The 19,867-nt window shown below is 58.5% G+C and carries 21 protein-coding genes and 1 tRNA gene; 13 read left to right on the plus strand and 9 right to left on the minus strand.

Going from position 1 to position 19,867, the window contains the following annotated elements; all coding sequences use genetic code 11:
- Positions 1-91: 91 nt before the first annotated feature.
- Positions 92-1,432, plus strand: coding sequence for a proline--tRNA ligase (gene proS / locus ACR3FC_RS14165; RefSeq protein ID WP_480476922.1), 1,341 nt, complete (start codon positions 92-94; stop codon positions 1,430-1,432).
- A gap of 128 nt (positions 1,433-1,560) precedes the next feature.
- Here the strand turns inward: proS and ACR3FC_RS14170 are convergent, their stop codons facing one another.
- Entirely contained in the window at positions 1,561-1,920 is a 360-nt protein-coding gene (locus tag ACR3FC_RS14170; RefSeq protein ID WP_480475861.1) for a hypothetical protein, read from the minus strand.
- Between the two features lie 355 nt (positions 1,921-2,275).
- Here ACR3FC_RS14170 and ACR3FC_RS14175 point away from each other — a divergent pair, with 355 nt between their 5' ends.
- Together ACR3FC_RS14175 and ACR3FC_RS14180 are read left to right on the plus strand one after the other, a co-directional pair.
- A complete protein-coding gene (locus tag ACR3FC_RS14175; protein WP_480475863.1) occupies positions 2,276-3,571 on the plus strand; it encodes a lipoprotein-releasing ABC transporter permease subunit in 1,296 nt (431 codons plus the stop codon).
- Positions 3,564-4,250 carry an ABC transporter ATP-binding protein gene (locus ACR3FC_RS14180; protein ID WP_480475865.1) on the plus strand — a complete coding sequence of 229 codons (687 nt, stop codon included), beginning with the start codon at positions 3,564-3,566 and terminating at the stop codon, positions 4,248-4,250. Before ACR3FC_RS14175 ends, ACR3FC_RS14180 begins: the two co-directional genes overlap by 8 nt.
- On the opposite strand, the gene ACR3FC_RS14185 is transcribed toward ACR3FC_RS14180, so the two are convergent.
- Positions 4,234-4,671 carry a DMT family transporter gene (locus ACR3FC_RS14185; RefSeq protein WP_267366019.1) on the minus strand — a complete coding sequence of 146 codons (438 nt, stop codon included), beginning with the start codon at positions 4,669-4,671 and terminating at the stop codon, positions 4,234-4,236. The genes ACR3FC_RS14180 and ACR3FC_RS14185 overlap by 17 nt on opposite strands.
- 97 nt (positions 4,672-4,768) lie before the next feature.
- On the opposite strand from ACR3FC_RS14185, the gene ACR3FC_RS14190 reads away from it, so the two are divergent.
- Entirely contained in the window at positions 4,769-5,182 is a 414-nt protein-coding gene (locus tag ACR3FC_RS14190; RefSeq protein ID WP_480475867.1) for a c-type cytochrome, read from the plus strand.
- On the opposite strand, the gene ACR3FC_RS14195 is transcribed toward ACR3FC_RS14190, so the two are convergent.
- Positions 5,179-5,865 carry a hypothetical protein gene (locus tag ACR3FC_RS14195; RefSeq protein WP_480475869.1) on the minus strand — a complete coding sequence of 229 codons (687 nt, stop codon included), beginning with the start codon at positions 5,863-5,865 and terminating at the stop codon, positions 5,179-5,181. The two genes, ACR3FC_RS14190 and ACR3FC_RS14195, sit on opposite strands and share 4 nt — an antisense overlap.
- Positions 5,866-5,907: 42 nt before the next feature.
- On the minus strand, positions 5,908-6,570 hold the full coding sequence (locus ACR3FC_RS14200) for a DNA-3-methyladenine glycosylase I (protein WP_480475871.1): 663 nt from the start codon (positions 6,568-6,570) through the stop codon (positions 5,908-5,910).
- A gap of 417 nt (positions 6,571-6,987) precedes the next feature.
- On the opposite strand from ACR3FC_RS14200, the gene ACR3FC_RS14205 reads away from it, so the two are divergent.
- From ACR3FC_RS14205 to ACR3FC_RS14225, 5 genes are all read left to right on the plus strand, one after another.
- Positions 6,988-7,938 carry an ABC transporter substrate-binding protein gene (locus ACR3FC_RS14205; RefSeq protein ID WP_480475873.1) on the plus strand — a complete coding sequence of 317 codons (951 nt, stop codon included), beginning with the start codon at positions 6,988-6,990 and terminating at the stop codon, positions 7,936-7,938.
- Positions 7,939-7,948: 10 nt separating this feature from the next.
- Positions 7,949-8,998 (plus strand): quaternary amine ABC transporter ATP-binding protein, encoded by a 1,050-nt coding sequence (locus ACR3FC_RS14210; RefSeq protein ID WP_480475875.1) that lies wholly within the window; start codon positions 7,949-7,951, stop codon positions 8,996-8,998.
- Entirely contained in the window at positions 8,995-11,061 is a 2,067-nt protein-coding gene (locus tag ACR3FC_RS14215; RefSeq protein ID WP_480475877.1) for an ABC transporter permease, read from the plus strand. The genes ACR3FC_RS14210 and ACR3FC_RS14215 overlap by 4 nt, the downstream gene beginning before the upstream one ends.
- 106 nt (positions 11,062-11,167) lie before the next feature.
- Positions 11,168-11,833: an NnrU family protein gene (locus ACR3FC_RS14220; RefSeq protein WP_480475879.1), complete on the plus strand. Its 666-nt coding sequence runs from the start codon at positions 11,168-11,170 to the stop codon at positions 11,831-11,833.
- Positions 11,834-11,903: 70 nt separating this feature from the next.
- Positions 11,904-12,425, plus strand: coding sequence for a DUF2478 domain-containing protein (locus tag ACR3FC_RS14225; protein ID WP_480475881.1), 522 nt, complete (start codon positions 11,904-11,906; stop codon positions 12,423-12,425).
- A 231-nt stretch (positions 12,426-12,656) separates the two neighbouring features.
- Here ACR3FC_RS14225 and ACR3FC_RS14230 read toward each other — a convergent pair.
- Positions 12,657-12,740 (minus strand) — tRNA-Tyr (locus ACR3FC_RS14230).
- A 116-nt stretch (positions 12,741-12,856) separates the two neighbouring features.
- Here ACR3FC_RS14230 and rlmB point away from each other — a divergent pair.
- The 3 genes from rlmB to ACR3FC_RS14245 all read left to right on the plus strand — a co-directional run bounded on the left by rlmB (position 12,857) and on the right by ACR3FC_RS14245 (position 15,148).
- Positions 12,857-13,627: a 23S rRNA (guanosine(2251)-2'-O)-methyltransferase RlmB gene (gene rlmB / locus ACR3FC_RS14235; protein WP_480475883.1), complete on the plus strand. Its 771-nt coding sequence runs from the start codon at positions 12,857-12,859 to the stop codon at positions 13,625-13,627.
- A 401-nt stretch (positions 13,628-14,028) separates the two neighbouring features.
- Positions 14,029-14,481 (plus strand): YHS domain-containing (seleno)protein, encoded by a 453-nt coding sequence (locus ACR3FC_RS14240; protein WP_480475885.1) that lies wholly within the window; start codon positions 14,029-14,031, stop codon positions 14,479-14,481.
- Between the two features lie 196 nt (positions 14,482-14,677).
- Entirely contained in the window at positions 14,678-15,148 is a 471-nt protein-coding gene (locus ACR3FC_RS14245; protein WP_480475887.1) for a CoA-binding protein, read from the plus strand.
- Here ACR3FC_RS14245 and ACR3FC_RS14250 read toward each other — a convergent pair.
- The 4 genes from ACR3FC_RS14250 to ACR3FC_RS14265 all read right to left on the minus strand — a co-directional run bounded on the left by ACR3FC_RS14250 (position 15,145) and on the right by ACR3FC_RS14265 (position 19,192).
- Entirely contained in the window at positions 15,145-15,717 is a 573-nt protein-coding gene (locus ACR3FC_RS14250; RefSeq protein WP_480475889.1) for a hypothetical protein, read from the minus strand. The genes ACR3FC_RS14245 and ACR3FC_RS14250 overlap by 4 nt on opposite strands.
- A gap of 69 nt (positions 15,718-15,786) precedes the next feature.
- Entirely contained in the window at positions 15,787-16,104 is a 318-nt protein-coding gene (locus tag ACR3FC_RS14255; protein WP_480475891.1) for a phosphoribosyl-ATP diphosphatase, read from the minus strand.
- Positions 16,101-16,862: an imidazole glycerol phosphate synthase subunit HisF gene (gene hisF / locus ACR3FC_RS14260; protein ID WP_480476924.1), complete on the minus strand. Its 762-nt coding sequence runs from the start codon at positions 16,860-16,862 to the stop codon at positions 16,101-16,103. Before hisF ends, ACR3FC_RS14255 begins: the two co-directional genes overlap by 4 nt.
- A 107-nt stretch (positions 16,863-16,969) precedes the next feature.
- On the minus strand, positions 16,970-19,192 hold the full coding sequence (locus tag ACR3FC_RS14265; protein ID WP_480475893.1) for a fused MFS/spermidine synthase: 2,223 nt from the start codon (positions 19,190-19,192) through the stop codon (positions 16,970-16,972).
- A gap of 226 nt (positions 19,193-19,418) precedes the next feature.
- Between ACR3FC_RS14265 and ACR3FC_RS14270 the strand changes: the two genes are divergently transcribed.
- Positions 19,419-19,865: a DUF302 domain-containing protein gene (locus ACR3FC_RS14270; protein WP_480475895.1), complete on the plus strand. Its 447-nt coding sequence runs from the start codon at positions 19,419-19,421 to the stop codon at positions 19,863-19,865.
- The last annotated feature ends 2 nt before the right edge of the window (positions 19,866-19,867 follow it).

Genomic DNA, 19,867 nt, shown 5'->3' on the forward strand with positions numbered 1-19,867 from the left:
AAGGTCGGAAAACACCAATGCGCGATTGCCCCCGGCGGGGCTTTGGCATAATCACCTGTCCAGTCGAATTCTTACCTTTGAAGGTCCGTCCATGCGCCTGAGCCGTTACTTTCTGCCCGTTCTCAAGGAAACCCCGTCCGAGGCTCAGATCGTCAGCCACCGGCTGATGCTGCGTGCAGGGATGATCAAGCAGGCCTCTGCCGGGATATATTCCTGGTTGCCGCTGGGCTTCAAAGTGCTGCGCAAGCTGGAAAACATCGTCCACGAAGAACAGGCGCGGGCCGGTCACATCGCGATTCAGATGCCTATAATCCAGTCGGCGGATCTGTGGCGTGAATCCGGGCGCTATGATGACTACGGTCAAGAGATGCTGCGGATGAAGGACCGTCATGACCGCGACATGCTGTTCACGCCCACAGCCGAAGAACTGGTGACCGATATTTTCCGCGGCCACGTCAGCAGCTACAAGGACCTGCCGCTGACGCTCTACCAGATCCAGTGGAAGTTCCGCGATGAAATCCGCCCGCGTTTTGGCGTGATGCGGGGGCGCGAGTTCTATATGAAGGACGGATACAACTTCGACCTGACCAAGGAAGATGCGCTGCACGCCTATAACCGCCATCTGGTCAGCTATCTGCGCACTTATGAACGGATGGGACTTCAGGCGATTCCGATGCGCGCCGATTCAGGCCCCATCGGTGGCGATGACACGCATGAGTTTCTGGTTCTGGCCGATACCGGTGAATCCGAGGTTTTCTATGACAGCGCCGTCACCGACCTGACCTTTGGCGATCGTGAAATCGATTATGACAACCGCGAACAGTGTCAAGCCATTCTGGAAGAGTTCACTTCGAAATACGCCCGCACTGATGAAACCCACGATGAAGCTCAGTTCAACCAGATCCCCGAAGAACGCCGCCGCGTGGCGCGCGGCATTGAGGTGGGCCAAATCTTCTACTTTGGCACCAAATACTCCGATCCCTTGGGCGCAACTGTCCAAGGCCCGGATGGCAAACCGGTTCCGGTTCACATGGGCAGCCATGGTATCGGTGTCAGCCGCCTTGTAGGAGCCATCATCGAGGCCAGCCATGACGATAAAGGCATCATCTGGCCCGAGGGCGTGACCCCGTTCAATTGCGGTATTGTCAACCTCAAGCAGGGCGATGACGAAGCCGATGCAGCTTGTGACAAGATCTACACGGCGCTGACGGCTTTGGGTCTGGAACCGCTCTATGACGACCGCAATGAACGTGCTGGCGGCAAATTCGCCACGATGGACCTGATCGGTTTGCCCTGGCGCATCACGGTTGGCCCGCGTGGTCTGAAGAATGGTGTGGTTGAACTGACCTGTCGCCGCACTGGCGAAAACGAGGAACTGAGCCCCGAGGCGGCCGTTACCAAAGTTGCTGAGATTTACCAGCGGATCGCATAAGCGACCATCAGTTGCTGCTGCGAGGTGGTGTTGAAACTCACCCTGTGATCTGGATGGGGTGCCGGAGGCTCAGACCTGGCGGCCCTTCCCAAGCTACCTGAATACCGACCGCGTCAGTCGGTCGGTTCTCAGTTTTGATCCGACGTCGGGCGCTCGGCCAGGACGTCTCCGTTGGCTCCGTCACCTGTCGCCACAACAATCGGACGGCCAAGGCGGCTGATCAGTTCGCGAAACTCGATATCCAGAAAGCGCAATCCGCAAATCCGCGCATCAGTTGCCCGATCCGTGATACACAAACGGCCTTGCCGGAAAACCAGACGATATCCTTTGTCTTTCAGGATGTCTGCCAAATTGCCCCAGCTTGCCGCGGTGACAAAGATTGGCCGAATGGCCGCGCGCAGCAAGGCTGCGGTTTCACAATCTAATTCTGTTGAAGCCTGACGGGTCGAAATTGCACCCGCACCATTGGTTGAAATTTGTAAATTCATTGAGCGACCCCCGCTCTTTAAATGTGTTCCCCCATGGTCAGGGTGGCAAAGTTTCTGAAAATAATCAAAAAGAGTAATAAAATTTCGCACTTATTGTTGCCTTTACGATTCAGTGGCTCACGATGCGCGATGATTAACGTCATACCTGAAACAATCACCTTCTGTCTGTGATGCGCTTCACAACTCATGGTGTAGCGCCCGAATTGAAAGACACCTGTTTTGCACATGTATTTTGGTCATGTCCCGAAACGATTCGGCTCATTCAGGCTGAGGAACCGGTTCAGGGTGACAACCGGCTTGACCATTGGGCGAAATGCCGAAAGGGTCGCCGCAAACAAGAAAACCCGGAGCAGGCATGGCCAAGACACCCCCGCCCTTTGCCCCTTTTGAATGGAAAATCGCCTGGCGATATCTGCGCGCGCGCAGGGCCGAAGGCGGCGTCAGCGTGATGACATGGATCTCACTGATCGGGATCACGCTTGCCGTGTTCGCGCTGATTGCAACGCTGGCCGTCCGTTCGGGTTTTCGGTCTGAATTCGTCGGCACCATTCTGGGCGCCAATGCGCATGTGACAGTCTATTCCTCGGGTGAATTTGACGCGCAGGGCCGGGTGGATCGGACAATTGCCGACTACAACGAACGCACTGACCGCATTGCGCTGGTGCCCGGTGTTGAACGTGCCGCACCGCTGGTGAAGGGGCAGGTGCTGATCACCAACCGCGACAGCAGCAGCGGGGTCGAGGTGTTTGGCATCCGACCAGACGATCTGTTCGACCTGCCGGGTATCGCGCAGGCGGACCAGGCGGCGGGGGACCTGTCGGACTTCCAGACAGGTGAGGATGTAATCGCCATTGGATCGGGTGTGGCCCGCAGTATTGGGGTCACTGTCGGGGATGTGGTCAAACTGACCTCGCCCAACGGGGTCAAAACCGCCTTTGGCACGTCACCGCGCGTGAATGCCTATCGCGTTGTCTATGTGTTTTCGGCCGGTCGCTATGACATCGACCGCACCCGCGTCTACATGCCGTTTTCGCAGGCGCAGGGCTTTTTCAACCGTGAAGGTGTGGCGGATGAGATCGAAGTGATGGTGGACAAGCCCGAAGACCTCGGCCCGATCCTGATCCCCATTCTTGAGGCGTCGGGCGAGCGCAGTCAAATCTGGACATGGCAGGACGCATCCGGCGGCTTCCTGCGCGCGCTCGAGGTTGAGGATAACGTGATGTTCATCATCCTGTCGATCCTCGTTCTGATTGCTGCGATGAACATCGTTTCGGGCCTGATCATGCTGGTCAAAAACAAGGGGCGCGATATCGGTATCTTGCGCACAATCGGCCTGAGCGAAGGATCGGTTCTGCGTGTCTTTTTCATCTGCGGTGCGTTCACCGGCCTGATCGGCACTGCAATGGGGGTCATCCTGGGATGCCTCTTTGCAATCTACATTGATCCGATCTTCTCATTCGTGAACTACGTGATGGGCGGTGGCGTGTGGGATCCGTCGATCCGCGGCATCTACGCTCTGCCGGCCGAACTGCATCTGAGCGATGTGCTCAAGGCGACGTGCCTGTCGCTTGGCCTGTCTTTCATCGTCACCTATTTCCCCGCCCGCCGCGCGGCGCGGCTGAACCCGGTCGAGGCGCTGCGCTATGAATGAAGTCACCTTGCGTCTGAACGGTCTGACCAAGACCTACCTCAAAGGTACACCGGGCGAGGTGCAGGTTCTGCGTGGGGTCGATCTGGAGCTGCGCGCGGGTGAGGCCGTGGCCATGGTTGCGCCGTCCGGTGCGGGCAAATCAACGCTTCTGCACATCGCCGGTCTGCTGGATAAGCCTGACGACGGAACCGTCGAAATCGGGGGACAGAATGTGAACGGCAAGGGCGACCGAACCAGAACGGCGTTGCGTCGGCAGGATATAGGGTTCGTATATCAGTTCCATCACCTGCTGCCCGAGTTTACGGCGCTGGAAAACATCACATTGCCGCAACTGGCCAATGGCGCGTCCGAAAAAGCTGCTCAGGCACGGGCGTTGGATTTGCTGGACCGTGTGGGCGTCGCCCCGCGCGCCAGCCACCGCCCTGCGGCGCTGTCGGGCGGTGAACAACAACGCGTGGCCTTTTGCCGGGCGCTTGCCAACGCGCCACGTGTTTTGCTGGCAGACGAACCGACAGGCAATCTGGACCCTGAAACTTCGGATCAGGTGTTCGATGCGCTGATGACGCTGGTGCGGGACGAGGGATTGTCGGCGTTGATCGCGACCCACAACCTCGAACTGGCGGCGCGCATGGATCGCATGGTCAGGCTTGAGGGCGGCGTGCTCAGGCCAGTTGAGTGATCGCAACACCGATGGCCATGACCGCGATACCACCTGCCCGCATCAGGGTGAGGGGTGCCACCTGTGCGCCGAACAGGCCGAAGTGATCGATTGCCGCGGCACTGATCAATTGCCCCAACAGAACAAAGAACACAGCGTTTCCCACACCGAAATGCGGGGCGACATGGGTGATCGACAACACATAGAATGCAATCAGGATGCCAGCGAACAACAGGTGTTTCGGGGCTTGCGCAACCTTGGACAAGGCTGCAAAACCGGGAAACAACAGCATGGTCAGCACCGAGGCGGCCAGGGCAATTGCAAACAGCACCACAGCTGCCGTTGTCGGTGATCCGATGACCTTGCCAAGGGCCGCGTTAAGAGCGGCCAGTATCGGAATTCCAAATCCGGCGGCCAGCATGATGGCTGCGTATTGTGTCATTGCCCGAACCCTCTGCACCTATTTCGTTGATCTGGATCATTGCGCCCATATGCCTGTCGGGCAACCCTGCAAATGTCAATCGTGACAGGAGGATACGATGTTCAAGGCAACGATCGGTATGCTGGTTCTCGGGGTTTCGGCTGCTGCCGCACAAGCTGCCTGGGCGCAGGATGCCGCGACCGGAGAGGAACTCTATTTGCATTACTGCGCGACCTGTCACGGGATTGACGCAACCGGGCAGGGGCCGATGGCCAGCGTGCTGGTTGTTCAGCCGTCCGATCTGACCGCATTGTCCGGCGAAAGCGGGGTGTTCCCGACCGCCCGCGTTGTCGCCCGCATCGACGGTAGGGACCCGCTGGTCAGCCATGGCAGCCCGATGCCGGTCTATGGCCCTTATTTCGACGGGCAGGACACATCCATGAAAACACCGGAAGGTCAGCCGATCCTGACCAGCCAGCCGATCGTTGATCTGGTGGCATATCTGGAAACCGTGCAGCGCGCACGGAACTAACTGCAAATCCCTTCGATCCTGGCTTCGCTCCATGGGATCAGGACCGGGCGCTCGCGCCCTTGTTCCGGCAGGGGCGACAGATCAAAATGGGTGCCCAGCATGTCGTGCAGTCTTTTGGTACGCTTGGCCTGGGGGGCCAATGCGCGACAGCACACGTATTCCTCGACGATCGCGCCCTGCTGTTCGAACCCGTAGGTCAGAAAATCCGGAGAGGTTTCGAGGTCGAACAGATACGGATCCCTCCGGCCCCCATGTTCCGCCGCAGCGCGCAGGGGGTGGTAACCCGTGGTCCGGCGATTCTGCCATTGCCAGACATGCGTCAGCTCATGGGCCAAAAGCATCGCGGCCAGCAGGTTCATCTGATCCGGAAATTCCGACATATAGTCCTCCAGATACCAGTCGCGGGCAAAGTAGACTTTGTTGAACAGGGCCACGGCGGCAGGTTTGCCCGTCACCGGCCCGGGGTCCACCGGGGGCAGAATGCGCTCGCGGCAGGCCAGTCGCGGGCGTTCTTCGCGGAAATACGTCACGTTGGTAACCGGGGCACCTTCGACCAGACGGATGTGATCCAGTTCCAGGGTTTCCCCCTGAATGGTTTCCGCAAAATCGCGCTCCTGCTCAGTCAACTCACGGCCGCAGGCGGCCAGCAACAAAAGAGAAGCAAAGAAAATTCGCAGAACCATAAGTTGAATCTTATTCTGCTGCGGGTATTCCGCAAACCGTTTTCACAGACTCATGGCCAGAACCCGGCTGATTTCCGTAAGTGATCGCCCGGACTGACCCATCCATGTATTAAAGGCGTTCTGAACCGCCTCCATCGCTTTCTTCGAGGTGGCAGGCTTGTCGATCACACCTTCGGCAATCAGCCGGGCGGTGACATCCTGAGACAGAATGAAGCTGTCCCGCCCGGCAAACCGCATTGTGTACTGCGCCGAAGCGCCGCCCAGTCGGGCCCCGCGTTTTGCCAGCATGGCCAGAAGGTTGACGTAGTCATCAGATGGCCAGCCGCCCAGCACTTTACCCGCGCCGCCTTCCTCACGCAGTTCAAGCAGGAATGCAGCGTTATCCCGTACAGCCGCGATCTTGGTTCCATTCCTTACTATGCGCGTATCCTGCAACAGGGTGTCAAACTTCTCATCATCCATGAACGCGCATCGCCCCACGTCGAACCCGTTAAAGGCTGATTCGAACCCGTCCCATTTGTTTTCGATGACTTTCCAGTTGAAGCCAGCCTGAAAGATGCATTTCGTGATGACCGACAGCCAGCGATCCTCGGGCATCGCTGCCAGTTCCGCAGGGGTTTTCGGTTTGCTCAGTTTTGCGCCCAGTGCTTCTGGACCGCCGTGGCGCGCGGCTGCGATTTCAAAGATTTCGTCAAACGTTCGCATCTGTCTAACCTTGATGTTGCCCGACTATAAATGTTTATCTTTTGTTCTTGTTTGGCAATGAAAAATCTGACCGTGTCCAGATTTGAGGCAGTCCAACGAATAACTGGATTCGCAGAAAAATGCGGATTTTCGAAAGAAGTTCTCGACAAAAGGTGGCAAAATGTTTTCTGATTGACTCGTCAGTCAACGTCCCGTCTTAGCGAAATGGAACAAGGCAAGCCGGGTTGGATGCGTAAAGGGAGCCGGGAGGGGGGAACAATCTGGCAGAAAGATCTTTTCCACAATTTGGAAACGGATCACTGTTCTTTTCCAGCCAAATTTGTGCATGCTGCGGCATGGCATTGTCATCAGACAGAAAGACCGGCGGGAGAATCCTTGCCGGGATGGGCAAAACAAATATGACAGGGAGTTAAGTCCATGAAAAAACTAAGTGTAAGCCTAATGGCTCTGAGCGTTGCAGGCGCAGCGCAGGCGGCGGATATGGGTGCCGTGGATGAACCGATCAAATTGGCGATCAACGAATGGACCGGCCAGCATGTCACCACGCATGTGGCGGGAGAGATGCTCAAGGCTGCCGGGTACAACGTCGAATATGTGACCGCGGGCATGATGAACCAGTTCCAGGCGCTGGCCGATGGCGACATCGACGCGACACTGGAAATCTGGTCTTCCAACGTTTCCGATGAATACGCCAAGAAAATCGGTGAAGGCACTGTGGTTGAAATCGGTGATCTGGGTCTGGATGCCAAGGAAGGCATCGCATACCCGGCGCATGTGGCCGATCTGTGCCCGGGCCTGCCCGCATGGGAAGCGCTGAAAGATTGCGCTCAGGTCTTTGCGACGGCGGAAACTCTGCCCGGTGGTCGTCTGGTCGACTACCCGGCCGATTGGGGTACTCCGGGCGCGGATCGCATGACCGGTCTGGAATTGCCGTTCAAAGCCGTACCAGCAGGGTCCGAAGGGGCGCTGATCGCGGAATTGCGCGCCTCGACCGAACGTAAATCGCCGCTGCTGATCACTTTCTGGCAGCCGCATTGGGCGATGTCGGCCTATGACGTTCAGTTCGTCGAACTGCCCGCCGGTGAAGAAGCGTGCTTCAATGATCCGGCCTGGGGCCCGAACCCGAACGCTGTCAATGACTGCGACTTCTCGCCCTCGCGCATCTTCAAGGCCGGCTGGAGCGGTATGGAAGAGAAATGGCCAGCAGCCTTTGAAATCCTGACCAATTATCAGCTGGCGGTTGAAGATCAGCAGCCGATGATGGGCGCGATCGACGTTGACGGCGGAAAGGTCGAAGAAGTTGTCGCCGCTTGGATGGCCGAAAACGAAGGCAAGTGGCGTCCGGTTGTTGACGCGGCAACCCAGTGAGCCCGCGTAGGTGACGGACACGACTATGCCAGCCATCGCCTGCCGGAATCTCTGGCAGGTGTTTGGCCCCGGCGCTGACAAAGCCCTGACCGACGCGCTGTCTCGGTCAGGGAATGACGCCGACAAGGCTGCCGCCGCCCTTCGGGAACAGGGGCTGATCCCCGCCGTTCAGGATGCCAATTTCGAGGTTCAGGAAGGCGAGCTTTTCGTCATCATGGGCCTCTCGGGCTCGGGCAAATCCACGCTGATCCGCTGCATATCGCAGCTGCTGCCGGGCACAGGTGGTGAGATTCGGGTGGATGGCGAAAATGTCATCGGAGCCTCAAAAAAGGCGCTGACCGAGTTGCGCCGCAAAAAACTGGGTATGGTGTTCCAGCATTTCGGCCTGTTCCCGCATATGACCGTTTCTGAAAACGTGGCCTATCCGCTGCGCGTGCAGGGTGTGGGCAAGAAGGAACGGCTGGCGCGCGCGCAGGAGGTGATCTCCCTGGTCGGTCTGGAAGGGCGCGAAGACAGCTTTCCGCGCCAGCTTTCAGGTGGCCAGCGTCAGCGTGTGGGCATTGCCCGCAGCCTCGCTGTAAATCCCGATATCTGGTTTCTGGATGAACCGTTCTCGGCCCTCGACCCATTGATCCGCCGCCAGTTGCAGGATGAATTCCTGCGTATTCAGGCGACGCTGAAGAAATCCATCGTCTTCATCACCCATGACATTCAAGAGGCGCTGAAGCTGGCCGACCGCATCGCCATCATGCGCGACGGCAAGATTGTTCAGATCGGAACGCCCACTGATATCGTGTTGCGCCCGGTGGATGATTACGTGCGCGAATTCTCGAAGGATGTCGCCAAAGGTCAACACGCCAAGGTCGCCTCGGTCATGCGGAGCGAGGCGGAATGTGGCCCCGATGATCCCGGCCTCACCACCTCGATGACGCTGGACGCAGCCCTTGCGCATTGCATGGAGCTGTATGAACCCGTGCCCGTGCGGGATGAGGCGGGCAATGTCGTCGGCACGGTGCATCCGTCCGATCTGGCCGCAGCTCTTCAGGTGGACGAGACATGACCGCCATAACCGACCTCCCGACACGGCGCAGTGCGCAGTTGACGGCAGGTGCGAAGGCCGCCCTGATAACTGTTATCGTCGGTGCAGTTTGCCTTGCGCTCGAGGGTATCGCCCCGTGGCTGGTCAAGTGGCCCGCCGCGTGGGAACTGCCTGCAACCCAATGGGTTGGCGCGTTTCTGGACTGGTTTCTGAACCTGATCAAACCGGCAATGCGGCTGTTTTCGGACCTGATGACCCACCCAATGAACTGGGCGAATTTCGTGCTGGGCAAAACGCCATGGCCCATTCTGATCGGGATCGTGACCGCGTTGGGCTGGTATCTGGGCGGCTTGTCCATGGCCGCACTTGGCTTTCTGGGCCTCAGCTTTGTTTTGGCCTCGGGCTATTGGGCCGAAAGCATGAATACGCTGGCGCTTGTCGCCGTGTCTGTCCCTGTGGCGCTGGTCATTGGGGGCGCCATCGGCATCCTCGCCAACGAAGTGCCAAAGGTGAAATCCTTTGTGCAGGCCGTGCTGGACATCATGCAGACGGTGCCAACCTTTGCCTATCTGACACCGCTGCTGCTGCTGTTTGGATTTGGTCCTGTTGTTGGTCTGATTGCTTCGGCCATCTATGCCGCACCGCCAATGGCGCGCAATGTGATGCTGGGATTGGAACGGGTAGAACCCGAAATCAAAGAGGCGGCCATCATGTCTGGCGGCACTCGGTTCCAGCAGCTGTTCCAGGTCGAAATCCCTGCCGCCACCACTCAGATTATGGTCGGTGTGAACCAATGTCTGATGGCCGCATTGTCGATGGTTATCATCGCCGCGGTCATCGGTGGGTTCAACGATATCGGCTGGGAGGTTCTGCTGACCATGCGCAAGGCGCAGTTCGGCGAATCGCTGATGGCGGGTCTGGTTATCGTGGTCTTTGCGGTGGTGATCGACCGGATGAGCGGCACTTTGGCGACCGAGCGTAAACGCTATGACAGCCGCGTTGTCTGGGCGATGCTGGGTTTTGCTGTTGTCTTCACCGCCGCCTTCTGGGCGTGGTTGCCAAATCCTGCGGAATTGACCCTGCTGGACCCGATGGCCGAGGTCGTGGACAGCGGCCTGACCGCGTTCACGCAGGCCAACGGCCAGTGGCTGGACGCCCTCAAGAACAACTCGTTGTTCTATGTACTGCTACCGCTTCGGATCGGGTTGGATCAGGCGGTGCTGCCCTTCACATGGGGTTTCCAGTGGACGTCGAGCATGAGCTATGGTCTGTTCGCGGCCGGTGCCGGAATTGCGCTTTTGATGGCGTGGCGCGGGCGGCTGACTGGCGGGCTGGTCGTTCTGATCTTGATCGGAATGCTGGAAACCGGCATCGCGAACCTGCCGTGGCCCTTTGTCCTGACCGGCGCTGCCGCGCTGGGCTGGGTCGCCGGGGGCTGGCGTCTGGCCGCGCTCTGCGTGGGGCTGCTCTGCACCATCCTCGTCTCGGGCCTGTGGGAAAGGGCGCTGCTGTCGCTCTATCTTAGTGGTGCAGCGGTGTTTACCTGCGCTTTGGCAGGGGGGCTGATCGGTCTTGCCAGCGCGGTATGGCAGCCTGTGTGGAACGTGGTTCGCCCGATCTGCGACATGTTGCAGACGATCCCCCTGTTCGTGTTCCTGATCCCGGTGCTGATGGTGTTCCAGATTGGTGAGTTCTCGGCCTTTCTGGCGATCTGTGCCTATGCGATTGTCCCGATGATCCGCTACACGCGGCACGGGCTGGTCAATACACCGGATGAGATGATGGAGGCCGCAATTTCAAGCGGTGCGACCGAGTGGCAGATCATGCGCGATGTGCGGGCGCCTTATGCGGCCCCGACCATCCTTCTGGGGCTGAACCAGACCATCCTTTACGCCTTCGCCATGCTGGTCATCGCGGCACTGATCGGGACCACCGGTCTGGGCCAGTCGATCTATCTGGCGCTGGGTCAGGCGGATGTAGGATTGGGCATATCTGCCGGGGCCGCGATGGCGATTCTGGCACTGATCGCAGACCGCATCGTGCAGGGCTTTGCCGAAGAACGCCGCGCGGCGCTTGGGCTGTAATACAAGGCAGGGACGGTGCGTTCGCCCCTGCGGCCCAACTTGATTTCGGGCAAGGACGTCGCTGTCCTCCCAGTCTAGACCGACCCCAACACGTTTGGAGAATATCATGACCGGTTGGGGCCTGTTCCTTGCAGCACTCATCGTTTTCCTGCTCAGCCATGCAATTCCTGTACGGCCCACCGTGCGGGGTTGGCTGATCGGCACGCTCGGCCGCCGGGGGTACTTCGCGGCCTATTCACTTCTGTCTTTGGCCGTGCTGGCATGGCTGATTGTTGCCGCTGCAAACGCCCCCTATGTCGAGGTCATTCCGCCGTTCGCAGTCTTGCGCTGGGTGCCGATACTGATCATGCCCGTGGTGTGCTGGCTGGCTGTGACCGGGCTTGCGATCCAGAACCCGTTTTCTTTCGGAGGGATGGGCAACAGGTCCTTTGACCCCGAACACCCCGGTATTCTGCGCACCACCCGCCACCCGATCCTTGCCGCGCTGCTGTTGTGGTCCTTGGCGCATCTTCTGGCCAATGGAAGCCTGTCACATGTGATTCTGTTCGGCCTGTTTGCCGGATTTTCTGTTATGGGCATGGACCTGATCGACAGGCGTAAATCGCGTGAGATGGGCTTTGAATGGGTCCGGTTGTCCCGAAATACGTCGCGGTTCTCACTCCGCTCACCGCGACCCTGGCCACGCCCCTGGGTCTGGCTGACCGCACTGGTCGCTTATGCGGTTCTTCTTCACCTGCACGCACCTGTGATTGGTCTGCCGCCGCTTCCTTGACTGGGGGAGTGGTCGGGCAGCGCCTTGCGTGCTATTTGAAACGTCACAATCGATTTACAAGAGGTCCAAGATGCATCTGGCCTATGTCACCACCACCGACCGCGGCGCGACGGATCGCCTGCTCAGCGCTGTTGCTGGACGTCTGCTGGCGTCCGGCGCGAAACTGGCCGGTGTCGTGCAAACAAACACGGAATGCGCCGACAGCAGCAAATGCGATATGGACGTGCGCGTGCTGCCTAACGGCGAAACCATCCGTATCTCGCAATCACTGGGCACCCAGTCCCGTGGCTGCCGTCTGGACCCCGCAGCGCTGGAACAGGCGGTTGGGTATGTGACCGCCTCGCTTGCGAACGCGCCGGACCTGTTGATTATCAACAAATTCGGTAAACATGAGTCTGATGGGCGGGGGTTCCGCCCGGTGATCGGCGAAGCGCTGGCGCTGGAAATTCCGGTGCTGGTCGGCGTGAACGGGCTGAACGCCGAAAAGTTCAACGCCTTCGCCGAAGGCGCGGCCGAGGAGTTGCCTGCGGACTTGGACGAAATCGTGCGTTGGTTCAACCGCATAGCTCAGATGCGCCCGGCTGCCGAATAGGTGGGCAATCGACCGGCGTGTTGATCTGAACGTCATGACATGCGGTGGCGAAGACCACGCGGAACCCTTCGTCCACGATCCAGTCGCGTTAGCCCCGGGTTAAGATCTGTAAAACTGATCAGGTCTGTCGCATCTGAGAATGGTGGCAGACCAAAAGCAATAACGCAGCTGCCAGATTACAGAGCAGTGCGGACTACACGTCCTGACCATCTTCGAAATACATTGGAAAGATGGTGGGCGACCCTGGAATCGAACCAGGCGTGCGTCTCCGCGAGGGAGTTACAGTCCCCTGCCACACCTTGCGGCCTGTCGCCCACTGTCAGGCGTTGCACCTGACGTGGAGGCGTGATTACTAGCGCACCAAAGGAGCGTCAACAGGAAAATTTCCCTTTGGCGCAGGAAACCGAATTCCCGGCCCGGAGGCCCTTGAAATGAAGAAACCCAAATGGGTCGTCGAAAAGGAACAGGCGCGCAAAGCTACCGCTGCAGAAACCGTCTGGCTGTTTGGCCTGCACGCGGTTCGCGATGCGCTGATGAACCCAAAACGGCAAAAACTACACCTGATGGTGACGCGGAATGCATGCGATAAACTGGCGGAAGCTATTGAATTTGCGGGGATCGAGGCCGAGATAGTCGACCCGCGAAAGTTTTCTGCCCCCATCGATGCCGGATCAGTACATCAGGGCGCAGCGCTAGAGGTCAAGCCGTTGGAATGGGGTAGTCTGGCCGATAACTGCATCGGTCGTGAAAACCCTCGTGTCATTCTGCTGGACCGGGTCACCGACCCGCACAATGTTGGGGCGATTCTGCGCTCGGCCGAAGTTCTGGGGGCCAGTGCTGTGATCGGCACACGCCACCATTCCGCGCCCGAGACCGGAGCACTGGCAAAAACCGCCAGTGGCGCGCTTGAACGGCAGCCCTATCTGCGGGTGCGCAACCTTTCGGACGCGATTGTCGAGCTTCAGGGCATGGGCTTTCTGGTTCTTGGGCTGGACGGAGAAGCCGACGTGACAATCGAAGGCGCTTTGGGCACTGGCCGGAACCGCCCAGTCGCGCTTGTGCTGGGTGCGGAAGGTCCAGGATTGCGGCAGAAGACAAAGGAAACCGTGGATCAGTTGGTTAAAATTGACGCAGCCGGGGGATTTGGTTCCCTGAACGTCTCAAATGCTGCGGCAATCGCCTTATATGCATCGCGACCCTGAATAAAGGAGAGCGTCATTCCCGGTCCTGCCAAAATCGCGACCTGCTGTTATTGCGGCACCCGGGCTGCCCTGATCCTGAAAGGCAAGGAACGGCACGAGCTTAGCTGTTCCAGCTGTGGGGCACCGCTGCACGACCTGAAGATGTTGCCCTTGCGGAAAGTACTCAAACCCGAACCGATGCGCGCCGCTGTGTCTCATACTGCCCCTCGGAAAACAAAGCGCAAAAAGAGGAAAAAGACCATGCTTGCGCGCGTGTTCGATGAAGCATGGGACGTGATCGAAGACGTCTTTGACTAAGTTTCAATTGGCGGACACTCATTCACAACCGCGTCAACAGGGGTTTCGAAAAGCGCGAAAAGTTGCATCTTGATGGTCTTGAATGTGCAGATTCCAATGTGACGATGCTGAACCGACGTACTCTTCTTTGCTCGCTGAGCACTGTGCTGCTTGCCCCTGCCGTATTTGCGCAGGACAAACCCGTGTATTACGCCACTGATGGTGTGGCGTTGGCGGGGTATGATCCCGTGTCATATTTTGGCAGCGATGCGCCCTCAAAAGGGGTGCCCGAAAATGCGGTCATGTGGAAAGGTGCCCGGTGGCATTTCAAATCGCAGACAAATCGTGAGCTCTTCGAGGGCAATCCGCGCGCCTTTGCGCCGCAGTTCGGCGGCTATTGCTCGTACGGGATGGCGATGGGCGTGCTGAAAAGCACAGATCCCAATGCGTGGCAGGTGGTCGATGGGCGTCTTTACCTGACGCATTCGCCCGAGGTCGAGGAAATCTGGCAGCAGGATCAAACAGGGTACATTGCGATGGCCGAAGAAAATTGGCCCGCAATTCTTTACGGAAGATAGGTAAAGTTCAGCTAATTGTGAAAAGTCATCACAAAAATGCGCTGCCCCTCTTTTTTTTAATAGATCCATGCTTAAATGTCACAGTGACCGCGGAACGGAACTGCCGCGGGTCATTTCACTGTCCCTCGTTCCAACAACTGGCGCCCAAGCTTTCTTGGGCGCTTTTTTCTTTTTGGAACGCTGTTAAGGATAGGGCATGCCAGATTATTCCGATCAGTACCTCAAGGCCATTTTGCAACGCACCAAGACGGTGGCCGTTGTCGGCGTTTCCATGAACCCGGTGCGACCCAGCTATTACGTGGCGCGCTATTTGTCGCTGAAAGGGTTCAAGGTGATTCCCGTCAATCCGGGCCACGCGGGCAATGACCTGTTTGGTCAGACGGTTTGCGGCAGCCTGTCAGAAATTTCCGAGCCTGTGGACATGGTGGACATTTTTCGGCGGTCCGAGGCCGTGCCACCTATTGTGGACGAGGCGCTGGATGCGTTTCCGTCGCTCGGTACGATCTGGATGCAGATTGGTGTGGAACACCCTGAAGCGGCGGCAAAGGCCAAGGCCCGTGGGGTCGATGTGGTGATGAACCGCTGCCCCAAAATTGAATATCAGCGCCTGTTTGGCGAATTGCGCATGGGTGGATTTTCGACCGGGATCATTTCGTCCAAGCTTTAGGGTTTGGCGGGGACGTAAGGTTTCAGGCGGGCGACCTGTTCCTTCCGCCGCTTTTCCAGCACCACGTCGCGCGGGACCCAGTCATACCGGGTATCCTCGACCAGCGGAGACCAGAACAACACGCCGCCATAACGCCACGGGTCCAATACGACACCGTCATACAGCGTCGCGCCTTTACGGCTGATGATTGCGGTGCTGTGGTCGATCCGCGTCGGGTTGTCCGCGTTTGCGATGGCACGGTGCAGATCCAGCGTCCGGAAGTTTTCCTGTTTCAGCCGCCGCTCGATATCCTCGGCCCAATGCCAGCACAGCCCACGCGGGCGCAGCCCCTTGTTGACCTTCATATTATGGATCAGGGGCGGGTCTGTGATCTGGTATTCCTCGACCAGCTGGGCGGTATAGGCGTAAGCAATTCCCGCCGCGCGTCGGGCCTCCTCGGGGTCGATATCCGGGCCAAGGCCCTGAATCTCCGAGGCGAGCCGCTGCACCTCATCCCCGGTCGAGCGCGGCGGCGGGGTGCAGCCAGCCACGATGGCAAGGGTTGCCACAAGCATCAAAACTCGGATCATATCGCGCCTTCAGCCTGACAGTCTGGCATCCGATTATAACGGCACAGGCGACGGTGCGGAACCCGGGCCTTACCCTTTGGGGCGGGCAGCCTTTTCGGCGATACCACTGGTGCCCTGACGGCGGTCCAGCTCGGCCAGAACATCATCCAGCGCCACGTCCCGCGCGGCCAGCATGACCAGAAGGTGATACAACACGTCCGCCGCTTCCGAGGTCAGCTTAACCTGATCCCCTTTTACGGCTTCGATGATGGCCTCTATGGCCTCTTCACCAAATTTCTCGGCGCATTTCTCAGGGCCTTTCGCAAGTAGCTTGGCCGTCCAGCTGCTGTCGGGATCAGCCCCCTTGCGTGCCTCGATCGTGGCGGCCAGATCGTGCAAGATGCTCATGTCAACCTCATGGGGATGCCAGCTGCGACCATATGTTCCTTGGCCTCGCGGATGGTGTATTCGCCGAAATGGAAAATCGATGCCGCCAATACGGCGCTTGCGCCGCCCTTGGTGACGCCCTCGACCAGATGGTCCAGAGTGCCAACACCGCCCGAGGCGATCACGGGCACATCTACCGCGTCGGAAATGGCGCGGGTCAGCGGCAGGTTGAACCCGGATTTGGTGCCGTCGCGGTCCATTGAGGTCAGCAGGATTTCACCGGCCCCCTTGGCGACCACGGCTCTTGCAAAGGCAACCGCATCAATGCCGGTGGGTTTGCGCCCGCCATGGGTAAAGATTTCCCACTTGCCGGGGCTGACGGTCTTGGCGTCGATGGCGCAGACAATGCATTGACTGCCGAACTGATCTGCCGCTTCGGCAATCACGTCCGGGTTGGCAACCGCGGCCGAGTTGAAGCTGACCTTGTCCGCCCCCGCCAGCAGCAAGGCGCGCACATCGTCTTTTGTTCGCACCCCACCGCCCACGGTCAGCGGCACGAAACACTGTTCCGCCGTGCGCTGTACCACATCGAACATGGTGCCGCGATTCTCATGGGTCGCGTGAATGTCGAGAAAGCAGATCTCGTCCGCTCCAGCTGCATCATAGGCTTTGGCCGATTCCACCGGGTCGCCCGCATCGCGCAGGCCCACGAAATTCACGCCTTTGACCACACGGCCATCAGCAACATCAAGGCAGGGAATGATCCGGGTTTTCAGCATCTGATCGTCCTTCGTTGCCGGACCTTTACCGACAAAGCGCTGCCGATGCCACAGACGTTTTGCCATCCTTGGCCCTGGTAGCAATGGCCATGGGCGGCGCGGGGGGCTTAGTGATCCCGGTTCTTCAGCAGCGTCAGCGCCGAAAGCAGGTTTGCCTTGTCATCGGTCCATGGCAGCGCTCCGTCGGTCTCGACAATTCGCCAATTTCCATCCTGCGCAAAATTCTCAATTCGGGATTTGTCGGGGCTCAGGATCACAACGCTGCTGGTGGCGGCTCCGGTTTCAACCTGCTCTTCACCCACGGCCAGCCGCTGATGCGCTGCGGTCAGGTTCAAGCTGTCGGCAATTCGGGCCAAAGGCTGGACCAGATCGTAGAACCGGTTTGTGATGTGGAACACCAGAACCCCATCGTCAGTCAGGCGGCTGGTATACATCTCTACCGCCTCGCGTGTGATCAGGTGAAGCGGAATCGCGTCCGAGCTGTACGCATCCAAAACCAGGATATCGAAGGCAAAAGGCTTTTGCTTCAGAACGATCCGGGCGTCACCCAGATGGGTTTTGGAATCGGGCGTGCAATCCGACAGATAGGTGAACAGTGAAGGATCGCGTGCGATCTGGTCTACGGTCGCGTCGATCTCGAAGAAGTCCCAGTTTTGCGAAGGCTGCCGATAGCAGGCCAGTGCACCTGTTCCCAGACCGACAATTCCGATGCTGTTGGATTGCTTGCCGAAGTCCGACGTGATGACCTGTGCCATCGGTCCTTCGGGGTGATAATAGGACAGCGGTGTGGGCCGAGTGCCATATTCGGATTCGCGTTGCCAGCCATGCACCGTGGTGCCGTTCTTGTAGACGCGGTAGCCCTCGCTTGAATACACCGAATGCACGCCGAAAAAGCTGCGATCTTCGAACACAGGATTGTTCTTTACCGCAAATGCGGGCAGCAGAACGACGGTAAGAACCACAGGGATACGCATGGCCTGTGCCCGGAACAGGTACAGCACTCCGAATATCAGCACGAACAGGGCACCTGCACGCGGGATGTCCGCGCTCAGGGCCGCGACGCCGCGTGTCGCACCTGCGATGACGAAGATGAAAACACTTGCCGCGATGCCCATGATGACGTGGCGAAAGGCAAATCCCGGTGCGCGGACAAGGAACAATCCTCCGGCCAGGATCATGGTGATTGGCACCTCCAACTCACGTGTGAAGGCAATCGGTGCAAGGATCGAGTTGAACAGCCCGCCAATCGCTCCGCCCACGGAAAGGGCGATGTAGAACACGGTCAACTGCTCGGCGGATGGGCGCATGTCGTAAAGCAGGCGGTGCGCATAAAGAGCGATGACGAACAACACCGGGACATAGAGCAGAATAACCACCGGCGCGTCATGCTCGCTGACCACGTCGGACACCAGTACGACACCCGCTGCCAATGCCGCCAGCATGGGAAGGTTCAAGGCGTCAAGCGTCAGGTGCTTCCATTTGGCGAAGGCGATGATGAAGGACAGGATGTAGACTGCCAGTGGCACTACCCAGATCAGCGGGAGAGCACCCAGATCCGTACTGACCCGCGTTGTAAAGGATAGCATCAAGGAAGAGGGAATGAAGGCGACGAACACCCAGACAGCGATTTGCCGCAGGGTGGGAAAACTGGCCTTAAGCGCCGTTTGAACCGACGATTTTGTATGCTGTGATCCCCGCAAGGCGATCATGCCACTGCCAAGCAAAAGCGCGCCGAACAGCACGAAGCCGACCAGCCAGGCGTGGCTGATCTCGGCAGCGCCAAAAAACGGGTCTGCAACCAGGGGGAAGGCCAACAGCGCCAGCAAGGATCCGACATTGCTGGCGCTGTAAAGGAAATACGGATCATCCGCCGAAGGCCCGCCCGACTTGGCGTACCAGGCCTGCAACAGGGGCGCATTTGCCGACAATACCGCAAAAGGTACACCCACACCTACGGCGAAAAGGCCAAGCGTTTGCAGCGCGGTCGAGGTCGAAGCGTCATAGCTCCAGCTTTCGCGGGTGGACAGCGGCAGGAAAGTCAGCGCCGCCACCCAGAAGGCAAAATGGGTGATGATCTGCCAGCGCAGGGGCAGAAACTTGGTCAACAGGTGCGCGTAAACATACCCGATTATCAGCACCACTTGAAAAAACAGCATTGCGGTTGTCCAGACCGCCGGGGCACCGCCGATTTTGGGAAGAACCAGTTTGGCAAAAAGCGGCTGGACAAAGAACAGCAGACTGGCGCTTGTGAAAACCGCCGCACAGAAGATCGCAATGGTTGCCGATCCGAATCTGGACGTTTTGGGAACGTCTAGGTTGGAAATACTCACGTTTGCCACCCGGGTTGTTGTGTTTGACGAAGGAGTTAAGCGGAGATTCCGCCCGAATTATGGCTCAACGCAGTAAAATGTTTGGCTTCTGGTTGGATTGTTCTCGAAAGCAAGGGTAAAATGGGCGTTTTCAATTCTGGCAAAGCCTTGCCGATGCCAGACTTGTGATTGTGAGCGGTCTCAAATCTGTGAAAATTGGAGTGAATTTCACAGAAGGAATATCGATATGCGTAGACTGATACTGGCTTGTGTTTTTTCGTTCGGAGGCGCGCTGACCGCTATGGCTGATGATCTGATCAAGGTTCAAACCGACAAATCCGTGGCCGAGGCGCTGGACGCGCTTGAAGCTGCCGTCGGAAATGCAGGCGCAACCGTGTTTGCCCGCATCGACCACGCGGCCGGGGCGGAAAAGATCGGCACGCCCATTCCCGCCAATCAGGTACTGATTTTCGGCAACCCTGCGCTGGGTACGCCAGCCATGCAGATCGACCCGCGTGCCGGGCTGTTTCTGCCTCTCAAGGTGCAGGCTTACGAAGACGCCAATGGCCAGGTGTGGCTGATCTATGAAGACCCGAAAGAGACATTGGACGATCTGAACGATGTCGACAAATCACCGGTCATCGAAAAGATGCGCGGTGCGCTGGCCAAGCTGACCGCCGCAGCCGCGCAATAACC

The organism is Ruegeria sp. AF3 (assembly GCF_056536285.1).